The sequence below is a fragment of the Afipia massiliensis genome (assembly GCF_014203115.1).
GTDB classification, from domain to species: domain Bacteria; phylum Pseudomonadota; class Alphaproteobacteria; order Rhizobiales; family Xanthobacteraceae; genus Afipia; species Afipia massiliensis.
The window spans coordinates 137,012-152,449 of the sequence record NZ_JACHIJ010000008.1 but is presented as its reverse complement, the minus strand read 5'-3'; the positions used below and the strand labels follow the sequence as shown (position 1 = coordinate 152,449).

The 15,438-nt window shown below is 63.3% G+C and carries 12 protein-coding genes and 1 other RNA gene; 4 read left to right on the top strand and 9 right to left on the bottom strand.

The window, feature by feature from the left end:
• Positions 1 to 8: 8 nt before the first annotated feature.
• The 3 genes from HNQ36_RS23325 to rsmH are packed head-to-tail and all read right to left on the bottom strand — an operon-like array spanning position 9 to position 3,167.
• Positions 9 to 1,757: a peptidoglycan D,D-transpeptidase FtsI family protein gene (locus HNQ36_RS23325; protein ID WP_184089583.1), complete on the bottom strand. Its 1,749-nt coding sequence runs from the start codon at positions 1,755 to 1,757 to the stop codon at positions 9 to 11.
• Positions 1,754 to 2,164, bottom strand: coding sequence for a cell division protein FtsL (ftsL, locus tag HNQ36_RS23320; RefSeq protein WP_184089580.1), 411 nt, complete (start codon positions 2,162 to 2,164; stop codon positions 1,754 to 1,756). Before ftsL ends, HNQ36_RS23325 begins: the two co-directional genes overlap by 4 nt.
• Before the next feature lies 1 nt (position 2,165).
• Positions 2,166 to 3,167 carry a 16S rRNA (cytosine(1402)-N(4))-methyltransferase RsmH gene (rsmH, locus tag HNQ36_RS23315; protein WP_184089797.1) on the bottom strand — a complete coding sequence of 334 codons (1,002 nt, stop codon included), beginning with the start codon at positions 3,165 to 3,167 and terminating at the stop codon, positions 2,166 to 2,168.
• Positions 3,168 to 3,712: 545 nt separating this feature from the next.
• On the opposite strand from rsmH, the gene HNQ36_RS23310 reads away from it, so the two are divergent.
• The 3 genes from HNQ36_RS23310 (at position 3,713) to HNQ36_RS23300 (ending at position 5,931) form a co-directional block, all read left to right on the top strand.
• Positions 3,713 to 4,489, top strand: coding sequence for an N-acetylmuramoyl-L-alanine amidase (locus HNQ36_RS23310; protein WP_046827302.1), 777 nt, complete (start codon positions 3,713 to 3,715; stop codon positions 4,487 to 4,489).
• A gap of 32 nt (positions 4,490 to 4,521) precedes the next feature.
• An RNA gene (gene rnpB, locus HNQ36_RS23305) (RNase P RNA component class A) lies at positions 4,522 to 4,940 on the top strand.
• 154 nt (positions 4,941 to 5,094) lie between these two features.
• Complete coding sequence (locus HNQ36_RS23300; RefSeq protein WP_184089577.1) at positions 5,095 to 5,931, top strand: LysM peptidoglycan-binding domain-containing protein; 837 nt, start codon at positions 5,095 to 5,097, stop codon at positions 5,929 to 5,931.
• Between the two features lie 31 nt (positions 5,932 to 5,962).
• Here HNQ36_RS23300 and HNQ36_RS23295 read toward each other — a convergent pair whose 3' ends face one another.
• Together HNQ36_RS23295 and HNQ36_RS23290 are read right to left on the bottom strand one after the other, a co-directional pair.
• Positions 5,963 to 7,867: a CHASE2 domain-containing protein gene (locus HNQ36_RS23295; RefSeq protein WP_184089574.1), complete on the bottom strand. Its 1,905-nt coding sequence runs from the start codon at positions 7,865 to 7,867 to the stop codon at positions 5,963 to 5,965.
• Positions 7,868 to 7,873: 6 nt separating this feature from the next.
• A complete protein-coding gene (locus HNQ36_RS23290) occupies positions 7,874 to 8,413 on the bottom strand; it encodes a FecR domain-containing protein (protein ID WP_184089571.1) in 540 nt (179 codons plus the stop codon).
• A gap of 411 nt (positions 8,414 to 8,824) precedes the next feature.
• Here HNQ36_RS23290 and HNQ36_RS23285 point away from each other — a divergent pair, with 411 nt between their 5' ends.
• Positions 8,825 to 10,030 carry a GGDEF domain-containing protein gene (locus HNQ36_RS23285; protein WP_184089568.1) on the top strand — a complete coding sequence of 402 codons (1,206 nt, stop codon included), beginning with the start codon at positions 8,825 to 8,827 and terminating at the stop codon, positions 10,028 to 10,030.
• 24 nt (positions 10,031 to 10,054) lie between these two features.
• On the opposite strand, the gene HNQ36_RS23280 is transcribed toward HNQ36_RS23285, so the two are convergent.
• From HNQ36_RS23280 to HNQ36_RS23265, 4 genes are all read right to left on the bottom strand, one after another.
• Complete coding sequence (locus tag HNQ36_RS23280; RefSeq protein WP_184089566.1) at positions 10,055 to 11,860, bottom strand: ABC transporter ATP-binding protein; 1,806 nt, start codon at positions 11,858 to 11,860, stop codon at positions 10,055 to 10,057.
• A 430-nt stretch (positions 11,861 to 12,290) separates the two neighbouring features.
• Positions 12,291 to 12,653 carry a Zn-ribbon domain-containing OB-fold protein gene (locus HNQ36_RS23275; protein ID WP_184089563.1) on the bottom strand — a complete coding sequence of 121 codons (363 nt, stop codon included), beginning with the start codon at positions 12,651 to 12,653 and terminating at the stop codon, positions 12,291 to 12,293.
• On the bottom strand, positions 12,650 to 13,786 hold the full coding sequence (locus HNQ36_RS23270; protein ID WP_184089560.1) for a thiolase family protein: 1,137 nt from the start codon (positions 13,784 to 13,786) through the stop codon (positions 12,650 to 12,652). Before HNQ36_RS23270 ends, HNQ36_RS23275 begins: the two co-directional genes overlap by 4 nt.
• A 58-nt stretch (positions 13,787 to 13,844) precedes the next feature.
• Positions 13,845 to 15,437 (bottom strand): DHA2 family efflux MFS transporter permease subunit, encoded by a 1,593-nt coding sequence (locus tag HNQ36_RS23265; RefSeq protein ID WP_184089557.1) that lies wholly within the window; start codon positions 15,435 to 15,437, stop codon positions 13,845 to 13,847.
• Between the last annotated feature and the right edge of the window lies 1 nt (position 15,438).

Below are 15,438 nucleotides of genomic sequence, written 5' to 3'. Positions count from 1 at the left end.
CCGTGCGGTTACCGGCTTTCCTTCGATGCCGCAAGAATAAGGCGCTCGGACGGCGGCAAATCGAACCGCGGCGTCATCCCCAGCAGCGGGGCGATCCGCTCGATCACCTTGCCGCCGGTCGGCACGGCGTTCCAGCCCGAAGTAATAAAGCCGTGGGTTTCCGGCAGTCCCTTCGGCTCATCCAGCATGATCAGGAGCTGATACTGCGGATTATCGGCAGGCATGATCGCGGTGAAGGAATTCAGCACCTGCTTCTTGGAATACCGGCCGTTGACGACCTTTTCCGAGGTGCCGGTCTTGCCGCCGACATAGTAACCCTTGACGTCGGCCTTGCGCGCCGTGCCTTTTTCCGCGTTCAGCCGCATCAGGTAGCGCATGCTGTTACTGGTCTCAGGCTTGACCACCTGCTTGGCGACCTGCATCGCATCCTCGCGCGACCGCTTCAGGAATGTCGGCGGAATGAGATGGCCGCCATTGATCAGCGCATTGATGCCCATCACCGCCTGCAGCGGTGCGACCGCCATACCGTGACCGAACGCAATGGTAATGGTGTTCAGTTCGCTCCAGCGCTTCGGCACCAGCGGCTCGGCGCTCTCCGGCAATTCGGTGCGCAGCCGCGAGAGCTGGCCAAGTTTGCGCAGAAACGCCTTATGCGCTTCGACCCCCATCGACAGCGCGATGCGTGCGGAGGCGACGTTGGAGGATTCGGTGAACACCTCCCACATCGGAACCGAGCGCCCGAGATTGTGGGTGTCGTTGATCCTGAACTTGCCGTACACCAGCGGTGCGCGCGCATCGTAGAGTGTGTTGATGGTGGCGCGGCCGGAATCAAGCGCCATGGCGAGCGTCAGCGATTTGAACGTCGATCCCATTTCAAACACGCCGGTGGTCAGGCGATTGATGCGGGTCGGGTCGTTGGCTTCGCGCGGGTTGTTCGGATCGTAGTCGGGCACCGAGACCATGGCGATGATCTCACCGGTGTTCACGTTCGAGACCAGACCCGCGGCCGCCTTCGCCGAGTACTTGTCCTTGGCCTTCAGCAGTTCATCGCGCAGCGCATGTTCGACGCGCAGATCGACCGCAAGCTGAACCGGCTCCTGCTGCCGGTCGGTCGCGAATCCGGCGCGATGCAGATCGGCAAGCCCGTTCGAATCGAGCCACTTCTCGATGCCCGCGATGCCCTGGTTGTCGATGTTCACGTGGCCGATCAGATGCGACACGATGGGGCCGCTCGGATAGACGCGCTTGTTCTCGCGCAGGAAACCGATGCCGGGAATGCCGAGGCGATAGATGTCTTTCTGCTGCTGCGCCGTGATTTCGCGCTTCAGCCAGACGAAGCCCTTGCGCGACGACAGCCGGTCGCGCACCTCGCCCGCATCGACATCCGGGAGTGTCGCGGTCAGCAGCTCGATAGCCTCGTCCTTGTCGATGATGCGGCGAGGCTCGCCGAACAGCGACGGCGTCTTGACGTCGGTGGCCAGGATCATTCCGTTGCGGTCCAGAATGTCGGGCCGGGCGGTGGCGATGGCATCCTGCGACGCCGTGCGCCGCGTGCCGTGGCCGTCGCCGCCGACCGCAAACATCACGAGGCGGCCAGCGATCACGGCATAGACCAACGAGAACGCGATAATCGCAAGGCCGACGCGCGCGCGTGCCTTGGCCGAGCGATCGACATTGCGCCCATAGAGTAGCGTGCGGATCAGCCGCTGGCGCCAGGGTTCTGCAGGTCGCTTGGTGTTAGGCGCTTGATCTGTCATTGCGCGCCCTCCGGCTGGGGAATCGAGCCGGTGAGCGTTTCATCCTGCGACGCGGCGGCGGCAAGCGCCTCCAGATCGACGCTTTCGATGATCGTGCCGATCGGGTCGGGATCCCCCGGCTTGACGAAGCTCGGCGGACGCGGCGGCAGATTCTTCAGCGAATCGTATTGGATCGCTTCGATCGGGCGCAGCGAAAGGTGGCGCGAAGCCAGTTCCTGCAACCGCTTCGGCGATTCCAGCTTGGCCCATTCCGCCTTCAGGCTCGCAATCGAATCGCGCTGCTGGCGGATATCGGCGCGCAGTTTCAGAACGCGTTCGGTCCGCACGGTCGATTCCATCTTAATCCGGTAGACATAGGCCGCGGCGAAGACCAGCGCGCAGATGACGAAGAGGTGGACAAAGCGCATGTCAGCCTCCCCTCATCACGTCGGCCAGTTGCGGCCAGTCGAACGATGCAGTTTCGGACTGCGCAGGCGCATCGGTGCGCGCCGCGGCCCGCAGTTTCGCCGAACGCGCGCGCGGATTGGCCGCGACCTCGTCGTCACCGGCCACGACGGGGCGCTTGGTGAGAATCTCGAAGCTCGGCAGCGCCTGCTTGACGTCCGGCAGATGCCGCGACCCGCCGCCGCGCTTGCCGCGCTCGTTGAGGAAATTCTTGACGATGCGGTCCTCGAGCGAGTGGAACGACACCACCGCGAGGCGTCCGCCGGGTTTCAATGTCTTTTCGGCCACCACAAGCGCTGCATGCAGTTCGTCCAGCTCTTCGTTGACGAAGATCCGCAGCGCCTGGAACGTGCGGGTGGCCGGATGAATTTCGTTCGGCTTGGAGCGCACCACGCGCGAGACGATATCAGCCAGCGCACGCGTCGTGGTGATCGGCGCTTCCTTCCTTGCCGCGACGATGGCGCGGGCGACACCGCGGGAATGACGCTCTTCGCCGAAGATGTAGATGATGTTGGCGAGATCGGTTTCGGATGCCTTCGCCACAACATCGGCCACGGTCGGTCCGTCGTGGCCCATCCGCATGTCGAGCGGGCCGTTGAAGCGGAACGAGAAGCCGCGCTCGGACTGATCGAGTTGCATCGACGAGACGCCCACATCCATCACGATGCCGTCGACCGCGCTGAAGCCTTGCCCCGCGCAGACGTCGGCCAGATTGGAAAAGCGATCCTCGACCAGCGTCAGCCGCCCAGCGGACGACTCCACAAGCTCGAAGCCACCCGCAATGGCGGTGCGGTCGCGGTCGATGCCGATCACGCGCGTGCCGGGAACTTTCAGGATCGCGCGGCTGTAGCCGCCGGCGCCGAAGGTGGCATCGACGTAGACGCCGCCGTCATGCGGCGCGAGCGCCTCGACGGCTTCGCGGCCGAGAACCGGAACATGGCGAACAGGTGCATCGTCGGGCGACATTTCAAACGCCTGCCGGTGAAAGACGGCCGCATGGCGGCCTGAATATCCGGGCCGATCCGCGAGATCCCGCCCGAACAACCCGAGATTGGCCCGTTCCGGCGCCCAGATCGACCTGAACGCGGAGGCGCTGGCGATGACGCGCCGCAAATTCGAGGTTCCGCATGGGATTTTCTGGCCAGCCATCGAGCTTTTCGCGGGGCTTTTTGCGCATCTAAAGACCACAGTCGCCCCCATTCGGCGCGACTCCACATCCTTCAGTAGCGGCAGTTATCGTTAAGGAATGGTTGACGCGGAAGATCGCCTTTAAAGAAGGTGTCTTCAGCGTCGCCGGTCAGCAACCCGGCCATGCGCAATGTTCTGGGGGCAAGGACCGGCGATGGAACCCGCCCGGATTGCACCGATGGTGCACTACTCTATCACTAGCTGGCTACCGCCCTTCTCTCGCCCTGTTTCGAGTACCTGTATGCCGCGAGGATCATTTGAGTCTGCTGGATTTGGTTCGAAGCGTCAGCGTCCCAATTTTCCACCTGGGGGATACTGCTGAAATGCCGAACTTCGTGCCGGATTCGTCCGTCGTCTCGAACGTCACGCCGTCGCCGAACTATGGCGACCGCAAGGGCGTGCTGTCGCCGAACATGATCGTGCTGCACTACACCGGGATGGCCGATCCGGCGAGCGCGATCGTTCGGCTGTGCACAACGGGCACCGAGGTCTCCGCGCATTATGTCGTGCTCGAGGACGGCAACATCGTGCAGTGCGTGCGCGAAGCGGATCGCGCGTGGCATGCAGGCGCGTCCTCCTGGGGCAACGAGACCGACATCAACTCCGTTTCCATTGGCATCGAGGTGGTCAACCCCGGCCATGATCTCGGCTACACTGATTTCCCGCTGCGCCAGACCGCGGCCGTGATCGCGCTGTGCAAGGGCATCATGATCCGCCGCGAGATTCCAAAGCATCGCATTCTCGGACATTCGGATGTCGCGCCCGGCCGCAAGAAAGACCCCGGCGAGAAATTCCCGTGGCGGCTGCTGGCGGATTCCGGCGTCGGCCTGTGGGTCGAACCGGCGCCGATCGTTCGCGGCGTGAAGACCATGCTCGGCGCATCCGGCGACGATGTCCTTGCCCTGCAAAAGCTGCTGGCGAGCTTCGGTTACGGCGTGCCGCTGAACGGACTCTACGACGCCAACACCATGGATGTGGTCGCCGCCTTCCAGCGGCACTTCCGGCCCGAGCGCGTAGACGGCATTGCCGACACCTCGACATTGACCACGTTGAACGATCTGCTCGCGCTGATGCCGAAAGAAGCACTCCTCACCTCTTGACCTCCTGCGCCCGCACGCCCATCACTGCGGCGTCAGTCGGCCGGACGGCCGCTCCGGCAACGATCGAAAGGTCGCCGGGGAGGAAAGTCCGGGCTCCATCGACATACGGTGCCGGATAACAACCGGCGGGGGCGACCCCAGGGAAAGTGCCACAGAGAACGAACCGCCTGATCTTCGGATCAGGTAAGGGTGAAAAGGTGCGGTAAGAGCGCACCGCATCTCCGGCAACGGAGATGGCATGGCAAACCCCACCGGGAGCAAAACCGAATAGGGACGGCATAGCGGACAGTTCGCTCTCGAGCGATAACTCCGCGGGGCGATGTCAGGCCCGCTGTCCGGGTAGGTTGCTTGAGGCGCAAGGCAACTTGCGTCCCAGAGGAATGGCCGTCACGTCTGCGTGGTGCAAACCATTCAGGCCCTACAGAACCCGGCTTACAGGCTGGCTGATCGAGAATGAGGGGTTCGGCGCTAACACGCCGGACCCCTCGCCATTTCGTGACAGTTCGCGCCGCTGACCGAATAGCTGCGGACTTGATGACCGGAATAAATCGGCGCAAGCTTGCCGAGGGGCCGACGAGTCACGATCTGGCAAAGGGGCGCGTACCATGACAGCCACATCGATGGGCCGGGTGATTTTTCTGTCTCTGGCGCTTGTTGCAGTATGCGGTGCCGCGCTTGTCGTCGGCATCAGACACACACAGCGCGAGCCGCCGGTTGAAGCCAAAGTTGAAACCAGAAATGTCATCGCCGCGCCGGCGATTGCGCCACCCGCACCGGTCGCGCGAGATGAGGGTTCGGCGGCGCTCGCAACGGCACAAGCTGAAGCAAACGCCGTGACGGGCGCGCTCGCCGAACCGCCCCGCCCGCCGGACGCAGATAAATCCGCGCCCGCCTTCGACATTGCCCGCATTGCGCGAACGGGGGACGCGGTCATCGCCGGCAGGGCCGCTCCCGGCGCGATCGTGGAACTGTTGCGCAACGGCGAGCCCCATGATCGGGTGGTTGCAGATCAATCCGGACAGTTCGTCATGGCCCCTCCTCCGCTTCCCGGCGGGAGTTACGAGTTGACGTTGAGGTCCAGACAACCGGACGGCAAGCAGGCGACATCACAGCAGAGCGTGGCGGTCGTGATAGACGCGGCGGAGTCGAGTTTCGGAGCCGCGGCTCAATCGCGCGCCGGAGCACCGACGAATGTTCCGGAGACGGCAATGGCGAACCGTTCCGTGCCGGATCAAGCCGCCGGGTCTTCTCAAGCGTCCGTTCCGTCAGACAGAGGCCCACGCTCCGCCGTCGTCGTATCGCGCGGCGACAGCCTCTGGCGCATCAGCCGCGCCACCTACGGCACGGGCATGCGATACCCGCTCGTTTTAAAAGCGAACCGGGACCAGATCCGAGATCCAGATCTCATTTATCCGGGCCAGACCTTTGTCCTTCCCAAGTAGGCGCGTTGAAGCGCGCGCCCTGCAATCCTGCTTAGAGACTGGCCGATTGCGTTATCTGCGCGTCATCCGGCAAAGAATGCGCGGCACTTTTCCAGAGCCAGATCGTCAGCGAGCCTGATCGCCCTCTGATCCTGGTGTCCACAGGTCCACTGAGAACACCCGACGCCGACAGCGCGTTGTCGGCACCGGCCGCACGGAACATTTCCGCGCTCATTGCAAGCTCGGCGCCTTGCCGCGCCGCGACTTCCATCAAGCGGCTCGCGACATTGACGGTGTCGCCGGTCGCCGTGATGTGCTGATAGCTTCTGCCGCCCAATCGGGACGCAACGATCATCCCGAAATGCGCGCCAATCTTGAATCCAAGCCGCGCCGCGATCGGCGGCGGCAGCGACGCTAGCCATGTTTGAGTGCCGGTGCACAGATTGACGCAGCAACGCACTGCATTGGCGGAATCGCCCGGCCCGGGCTCGGGCAGACCGAACAGGATCATCGCGCCGTCGCCCATGAAACTCGTGATCACGCCGCCGGCTGTGACGACTTCCTTGTCGATCAAGGCATGAAACGACTTCAGCAGTTCGCGGATCTCGTCCGCGTCCATGGTCTCGCTCAGCGCCGTGAAGCCGGACAAATCGATGAACACGATCGCTGCATTCTGGTGGACGGGCTCCGAGAGAAAATCGGGATGACGGGTCAGCCAATCTCGCACCACCGGGGCCTGAAATTGCTGAAGGAGGCTGTTCCTCATCGCAAAGTACTGCGCACGCCGTCGTCCTTGCAGAAGTTGCAAAGCGCCGAACAGCATGACTGGCGGAATTGCTGCAACCATCGGCAGCGCGGCGCTCAGCCAGACCCCGTACGAAAACGCGGCGACGTTCAATCCAAGCCAGGCCAGAAAAACGACCACGATCAAGATCAGCGCGACGACGCTGCGACGCCACGCCAGAAGGCCGACCAGAACCATGGGCAGCACGACTGCAAAGCCGACATCGGCAAGCCGCACGTTCCGGTCACGGACTATTCCGTCGCCGGCGATCAAATGCGTAATGGCGGTGGCAATGACTTCGACGCCCGGCAGCACGGAATCGAAGGGAGTCGGGAAAACGTCGCCGCCGCCGGTGACGGTTGCACCGATCACCACAACCCGGTCGCGGATCGTCTTGCTGTCGATCTGTCCGTTCAGCACAGAAGCGGCGCTGAACGTCGGGATGGTGCCGCGAGGACCATAGAAGCTCAGCGGAAGACCGTGGCTGATGTCTGTCGGGATCGACTTGCCCGCAAGCGTCAGGCGGTCCGGCTCCACACCGGGATTCTCCGCAGCGGCGACAGCCGCGACGCGCAACGGCAGCGACGCTTCAATGCGATTGCCCTGCCTGAAAAGCATGGGAAAGAAACGCGGCGTTCCACCCTGATCCGTCGCGACATTGACCACGCCGACCGCCGCGCGATCCGCGAACCGCTGCAGCGGCAACAGGAACCGGTCGGCGCTCGGCACACCTGCAAGCGGGCTGTCATCCCCGGATGCAATCCACTGCTTGCCCTGTGCAAAGACCGCGGCGGCTGCGATCACGCTCGGGCTTTGCTCGAGCGCCTGCTCCAGCGCCTGATCGCCGTTCTCGGGTCCCGGATCGACAAGAAGCAGATCGATTACGATGACCTTGGGTTTGAAGCGCGCAAGCCCATCGACGATTCTCGCCAAGGCGGCGCGCGGGAGAGGATAGCCGCCCTCGTTCCGCACCACGTCATCGTCGATGGCCACGATCTTCACCAGATCGGGCGGGTTGATCTTTCCACGAACCAGCGTTCGAAGATCGGTCATCGTCGCTTCGAAACGATCAAGGAACCATGCGTCGCCGCGCAAATGAACAAGACCAAGTCCGAGTCCCCACAGCCCCGCGAGAGCGAGTGCCGCCAAGGTCGGGAGCCGCAGTCGCTTCATCGGCGTTTATTGTCCGAAGCGCGCCATGAGTGCCTGAACACGCGCGGGCGCCCAGCGCTTGACGGTCAGCACACCTGTGCCGGCTTCTACATCGACTCCGTCACCGGCGCCGAGCGTGACGCCGCGCCCGGACTCCGGCCGCCGCACCGAGACGCGCCCCTGCGCGACGAATACGGATGTCTTGCTTCCGTCTGCATCCACCGCCCATTTCGTGCCGCGCACCGCCGCGATGGCTTGCGGCGTCAGGACCTGAAAACCGGCCTTGCCGAGACTGCCCTTGGGCGCATCAATCAGCAACGCGCGGCTGCTCAGGCGGGCCGCATCAGCTTTTCCGTTCCCGTCGCGATCGAGGAGTGAGTACTGAGCACCGCTCTCCGCGGTAATGGTCAGGCCTCCGGCGCAGCGCAGAACCTGTCGCCCGGCAAAGGCCGCCTGGTCCAGCACGCAGCCCGCGCCCGCCGGCTGCGCCGCAACGCTCCCCACACACATCGCGCTGATGAAAATAGCGCTCGCCAAACAGCGAAGCGCCTTGCTCACCTTGTTCATGACAATGCCTCCTTGCACCTGATCTGAGAACACCAGGAAACGGCAATTCCAATTTCGAGATTGAATGCAGCAAGTGGCCTTATGCGGGAACCTAAGCACGAATCTCCTGTTGCGGAGACAGAAATTGCGCCGTCGGGCTCGTGTTGAATGCAATCACAACCCCAAGGTGACCCTGAGACCGCATCCGCGGTGTGAAGCGGTTCACACCCGGCGTTGCTCCCGAAGCGGACCTCATAGTGCAGGATGCATGGCTCCGCCGCGGTGAGTTGCGGGATTCCCTTCCCATCCCGCCGCAGGCAGGTTCCAGTTCCCTCAACTTTGAACCTTCCGTGGACCCTTCATTTTACCTGACACCGTTAGGAACCGACGATCAGCCCATGAACGCTGGGCACTTGATGAATCGCGGATCGAATGAATTTTTCACCGCTGCAGTTGTTCCGCGAGCGCCGCCTCCCGGAGAGCATCTATGTCGAACTGATCGGCAACCTGTTCAGCGCCACGCCGCTGATTATCGTCTTTGCTATCAGCCAGTGCGTGGTCGGCTGGGCCATCGTGGCGCAGACCGGCGATCCGTATGTACTGTCGCTGACCATCATCGGCCTGCTAATCTCGGCCGAACGAATTCTGATGATCCGCCGCTATCGCCGCGAGTTGACGGCAGAACCTCTCACACGTGCAACCGCCATCGTGTGGGAAACGCGGTTTGCAGTACGAAGCATCGCAACGGCCATGGTCGTCAGCGCGCTCGGCGTGCGCTGCTATATGCTGCCGGACCCGACGGTCCACATGCTGATCGTCGGCGTATTGTCCACTTACGCGGCCGGCACCATCACGCGTGTCGCCTATCGGCCCCGCCTTGCGTTTACAAGTGTCCTGATTGTTTCCATTCCGCCGGCGATCGCCTGCATCATCCACGGTGGAGTGATCTACATCTGTCTAGCACTGGCAACGATCATCTTTCTGTTCGGTGCGATGGACGTTATCCAGCACGCCTACGAGACCATCGTCAGCCAGCTCACGCTCAAACGCAGGTTCGCGGGCCTTGCACAACGCGACGCGCTGACCGGCCTGTCGAACCGGCTCGGGCTCAACGAAAATCTGGAGACCATCATCGCCGATGCACAGCGCAACGGCTACGGCCTCGCGGTGCACAGCCTCGATCTCGATCATTTCAAGGCGGCGAACGATCTTTACGGCCATCCGGCCGGCGACGCGATCCTGAAGGAGGTGGCACGGCGGCTGACGTGCCTCACGAGGGCAAGCGATTTGCTGGTGCGGTTGGGCGGCGACGAGTTCATTCTGGTGCAGACCGGCGTGGCGGAGCGCGAACAGGCGACCGGGCTGGCATCCCGCATCGTGGAAGACGTCAGCAGCTATTACAACATCAACGGCTACACCATCGAGATCGGCACCAGCGTCGGCATCGCGATTCTGACCGACGAACAACTGACGCCGGATGATCTGCTCATCCGCGCCGACGAGGCGCTCTATCAGGCAAAACGATCGAGAAGCGGCTACGCCGTTTACACGGTCGCGCCGCATCTCGTTCCGTTGATTGACGGCGGCGACTTTCAGGACACCCGCGCGGTCAACCGCAAGACGGTCAACCTGCGCTGATCCCGAAGATCGCCGCCGTATCGCTTACTCAGCCGCCGACATGCGGTCGAGTTCAAGCACCTGCCGTTCGAACAACGAGCGGTAGATACCGCCGGGACGCTTGGCGAGCGAGGCATGCGTCCCCTCCTCGGCGATCCGGCCCCGGTCGAACACGATGATCCGGTCGAGGCTGCGCACCGTGGAGAGCCGGTGCGCGATCACGATCGCGGTGCGGCCCTGGATCAGGCGGTCCATCGCCTCCTGAATCAAGGCCTCCGATTCCGAGTCGAGGCTTGAGGTGGCCTCGTCCAGAATCAGGATCGGCGCGTCGGCAAGGAAGGCACGCGCCAGCGCCACGCGCTGACGTTCGCCCCCCGACAGTTTCACGCCGCGCTCGCCCACCAGCGTTTCGTAACGCTTCGGCAGCCGCATGATGAAGTCATGCGCGTTGGCAAGCCGCGCCGCTTCCTCGATCTGCGCCATGGTCGCGCCCGGCCGTGCGTAGCCGATGTTCTCGGCCAGCGAACGGTGAAACAGGGTCGGCTCCTGCTGCACGATGGCGATCTGGCTCCGCAGCGATTGCTGCGTCGCCTTCGCGACATCCTGACCGTCGATCAGCACGCGTCCGCCGGTCGCGTCATACAGCCGCTGCACCAGCTTGACGAACGTCGTCTTGCCGGAGCCCGAGCGGCCGACCAGACCGACGCGCTCGCCGGGCTTGATGTTGACCGCAAGCCGGTCGTACAGCGGCGTGTCGTGCCCGCGATAGTGGAACGTCACATCGTCGAACACGATGCCGCCGCCCGTGACCTTCATCGGCACAGCATCCGGCGCATCGGCAATGCCGATGGCCTCGTCGTGGATCGCGACCAGTTCCTCCATGTCGTTCACCGAACGCTGCAGGTGGCTGATGTGCTGGCCGATGTCGCCGAGATAACCGTGGATGACGAAATAGGTCGTCACCACGTAGGTCACCTCGCCCGGCGTTGCACGGCCCGCCATCCACAGCAGAAGCACGCCGCCGATCACGCAGGCGCTCATCACGACCAGCACCGCGTTCTGCGCGATGCCGACATAGGTGTAACGCAGCCAGGTGCGGCCCGCGCGCCGGCGCCACTTGCTGACCACGCCGGCAAGCCGCGCATCTTCACGGTTCTCCGCGCCGAACGACTTCACCACCGCGTTGCACGTCAAGGCATCGGCCAGCGTACCGCCCACTTTGGTGTCGAGCGCGTTCGACAGTTGTGCGGCAGGCGCGATGTAGTTCGCCGTCAGCGCGACGGTCATGCCGACATAGACGACCGTGATGACCGCGATCACCGCACCGAGCACCGGCCAGTGCCAGCCGACCAGAATGGTCGAGCCGACTAACACCACCAGCGACGGTATCAGCGCCATCAGGATGGTATCGTTCATCAGGTCGAGCGCCCACATGCCGCGCGTGATCTTGCGCACGGTCGAGCCCGCGAAACTGTTGGCGTGCCAGTCCGTGGAGAAGCGCTGGATTCGCACGAAGGCGTTCTGCGCCACATCCGACATGATGCGCAGCGTGAACGGCAGAATGGCTTTCAGTCCGATCAGACGCAGCACCAGCGCCAAAACGCCGAGCGCAACGATCGCGCCAAACGCAATCGTGGCGCCGCGCTGCGCGGCGGCCGGATCGGTCGCCGCAAGTGTTACGGCGTCCACCAGCCGTCCGGCGAACAGCGGCATGAACACGTCCGCCGCCGCCACGCCGATCAGGCCGCCGGCGACCACGAAAAGCCGCACCGGCTGATTGCGCCAGTGACGGAAGACAAACGGAAGCACCGCACGAAGGGCGGATGGTTTTTTGTTACAAGAGTGAGTCATGACATGTTTCGGCTGCGCAGGCGCAAGCCGACTCCAGGAATAATGGACGATGCAGCGGCAACGCCGCGCACAATCGTCACGTGTAAAGAATCAGGTTGTGGAATTTGGTCAGCAGGGTCCGCGACAACGCAAACCGGACGACCTCGGACTGGCCATCGGAGAACCGATGGCAGCCGGCAACCTTACGCGGAGGACCGCGGGGTTAACCGAGGGGGTATCCGGATGCCGAGGCGCGTACGCGCAGGACTCGCGGGGTCGCGATAAACGCAAACTTCAAATCCATGCGATCCTCCCGCGTTCGAGCAATGCGGACTCAGGGGCGAAATCCGCTGATGATGTTTTGGGCAATAATTGCGGCAAATTTTCGGACCGTGAGAATGAAAATCCGGCAATGTCCACGCGGCGACACGCCGCACGCTCACAATTTCGTTCACGCCTTGACGAAATACGGCGTGCGCAGCCCAGTAAACGGCCTGAATTCCGCAGCGACACTGTCTCCGATGCGCAAATCGCTGTCGCCATGCGCCATCATGCGAAAGCCCTCCGCCATATCGACCAGCAGGATCGCATACGGCACATGCGCCTTGGCCTCGGGCGTCGCCGCGCGGCGCACCACTGTCGCGGAATACACCACTCCGTTACCGCTCGCCTTGTGAGTCTGCGGCGAAGCATCGCCGCAGGATGGACAAAACGCGCGACGGAAGTACCAGAGATGACGGCACGCCCCGCATGACTGATACAGAATCGCGTCGGCGCCGTCGGTCCAGCCTTTCAGGTCGGTCGCTTCGCTCATCGCACCCGCTCCAGAAACATGCTGACATGGGACGACATCACACCGCCGTCGCCGTGCAGCAGCGCCAGTGACGCGTCGCGCACCTGCCGCGGCCCTGCCCGGCCCGTCATCTGCAATTGCGTCTCGACCAGATGCGCCATCGCGCCGCCACAGCCGCAATGGCCGTAGCTCAACAGCCCGCCATGGGTGTTGAGCGGAAGCGCACCGCCGATGCCGAAATCGCCGTTGCGCACACGGGCTGCAGCCTCTCCGCGCGCGGCGAGGCCAAGCTCCTCGATCAGGATCGCGAGCGTAATGGTGAAGCTGTCATAGATTCCGGCGTACTTGATGCTGCGCGGATCGATGCCTGCCTTCTCCCGCGCGCGTGACATTGCAACCGCCGCGCCGACGTCGGAGAGACTGCGCGCCGCCGTCACATGTTGATGCAGATGCGCCTGCCCGCAACCCATCACGCGCACATGATGGTCGCTGGTCGGCTCGCGGCTGATGATAAAGGCCGCGCCGCCGTCCGACACCGGGCAGCAATCCAGCAGCTTCAGCGGCGACGAAATCTCGCGCGACGCCATCACGTCGGCGACCGTAATCGGATCGCGGAATTGCGCGCCGGGATGCAGCATGGCGTGATTGCGCATCAAGACCGCGAACTCCGCCATGTCCTCCTGCGTCAGGCCGTAATCGTGCATGTAACGCGACGCGAGCAGTCCGTAGTAGGCCGGAATGGTCGGGCCGAGCGGCACTTCGTAGTCGGGGTGGCCGACCTGCGCCAGCGTGCTCATCGCCGAGTCGCGCGCCTGCCCGGTGAGGCGGTTCTCGCCCGCGACCACGAGAATGGCTTTCGCGACCCCGGCCTCGACCAGTTCATGCGCCAGCATCACCATCGCAAGTCCCGTCGCGCCGCCGACCTGAATGGCGTGGGCATAAGACGGCCGCACGCCGAAATGTTCGGCGAACACGGTCGCCAGCATCAGGTGCGGCATGGTGGTGGAATAACCGGTCAGCAGACCGTCGATGTCGCCCCGCCTGAGGCCCGCATCCGACAGCGCGCTCTCAGCCGCCTGGCTCATGAGATCGAGTGTCGAACGGCCCTCATGCTTGCCGAAAGCCGTCAGTCCGACGCCGCTGATGAAACTCATGTGCCCGCGCTTGCCGTTGCCGTGTCCGTGACTGATGTGCCACGGGCGCGGCTCGACTTCAATGCGCGTCCGGCGGCGGGCCCATCATGTTGGGCTTGTTGACGAAGAGCACCAGCACGGTCAGTGCAAGATAGAAGCACGCCAGGATGAAGAAGGCATCGCCGAAGCTCATCACCACCGCCTGCCGGTGCACGATCTGCGACAGTTGCTTCAGCGCCATCAGCGAGGCGTTGCCCGCGCCCTGGAATTTCTGGGTCAGCATGTTGAGCGTCTCGACCGCCACCGCATTGCCCCAGGTAACCTTGTCATGCAGTCGCGAGATATGCTGGTCGGTCCGGCTGTCGAGGATGGTATTGATGAGCGCAAGCCCCACCGCGCCGCCGAGGTTGCGCGTCAGGTTGAACAGCCCTGCCGCATTCTTCAGGCGCGAGGGCGCCAGCGTGCCGAGCGCGATGTTGTTGACCGGCACCATCGCCATCATGATGCCGACGCCGCGCAGGATCTGCGGCACCAGCAATTCATAGAAATCCCAATCGCGCGTGATCCCGGTCATCATCCATGAACTGAGCGCGAAAATGAGCAACCCCGCCGCGATCATCAGACGCAAATCGACTTTGGTCATCATGCGGCCGATGATAGGTGCGCTGACGAACATCGCCGCACCGGACACGAACACGGTCTCGCCGATCATCAGCGCGCTGTAGCCGCGCACTTCCGCGAGATAACGCGGATAGACGTAGGTCAGGCCATAGAGGCCGATGCCGACGCAGAACGAGAACATGCAGCCGAGCGCGAAGTTGCGGTCGGTGAAGGCGCGGATATCGACGATCGGCTCCTTCTGCGTCAGCGCGCGATAGAAGAAAGCCACGGCAGACAAGACACAGACCACCGCGAAGAAGAAGATGGATTCGTCCTGCAGCCAGTCGTTACGCGGGCCTTCCTCCAGCACGTATTCGAGCGAGCCGAGGAAGCCGGCCATCGCAGCCAGCCCCCACCAGTCGAAATGCTGGAGCAGTTCGAAATTCGGCTCATCGAAATCGACCAATGCCAGCACGCCGATGGTGATGGCGATCCCGGGGATGATATTGATGAAGAACAGCCAGTGCCACGACATCAGGTCGGTGATGTAGCCGCCCACCGTCGGGCCGATGGTCGGCGCCAGCGTGGCGACGAGGCCGATGATCGGGCCGACGATGTGGAATTTGTTGCGCGGGAACACCGTATAGGCCGACGCGAACACGGTCGGAATCATGCCCGCGCCGACGAAGCCCTGGATCGCGCGCCACAGGATCATCTGTTCGATGGTCGAGGTCATGCCACACATGAAGCTCGCCACGGTAAATCCGGAAGCGGAGATCGCAAACAGCAGCCGCGTGCCGAGCGCACGGGATAGAAAACCCGACAGCGGAATCGCGATCACTTCGGCGATCAGATACGAGGTCTGCACCCATGCGACTTCGCTGGTGCTGGCCGACAGACCGGCCTGGATTTCAGCCAGCGATGCCGAGACGATCTGGATGTCCAGGATCGACATGAACATCCCGAACACCATGATCAGGAACGCTATCAGCCGCCGCGTGCTGATCGTTTCTTCCGGCGCCGGTGCGGCCGGGGCGCCGTCCATGGTCGGCGATGCGGTATTTGACGCCATC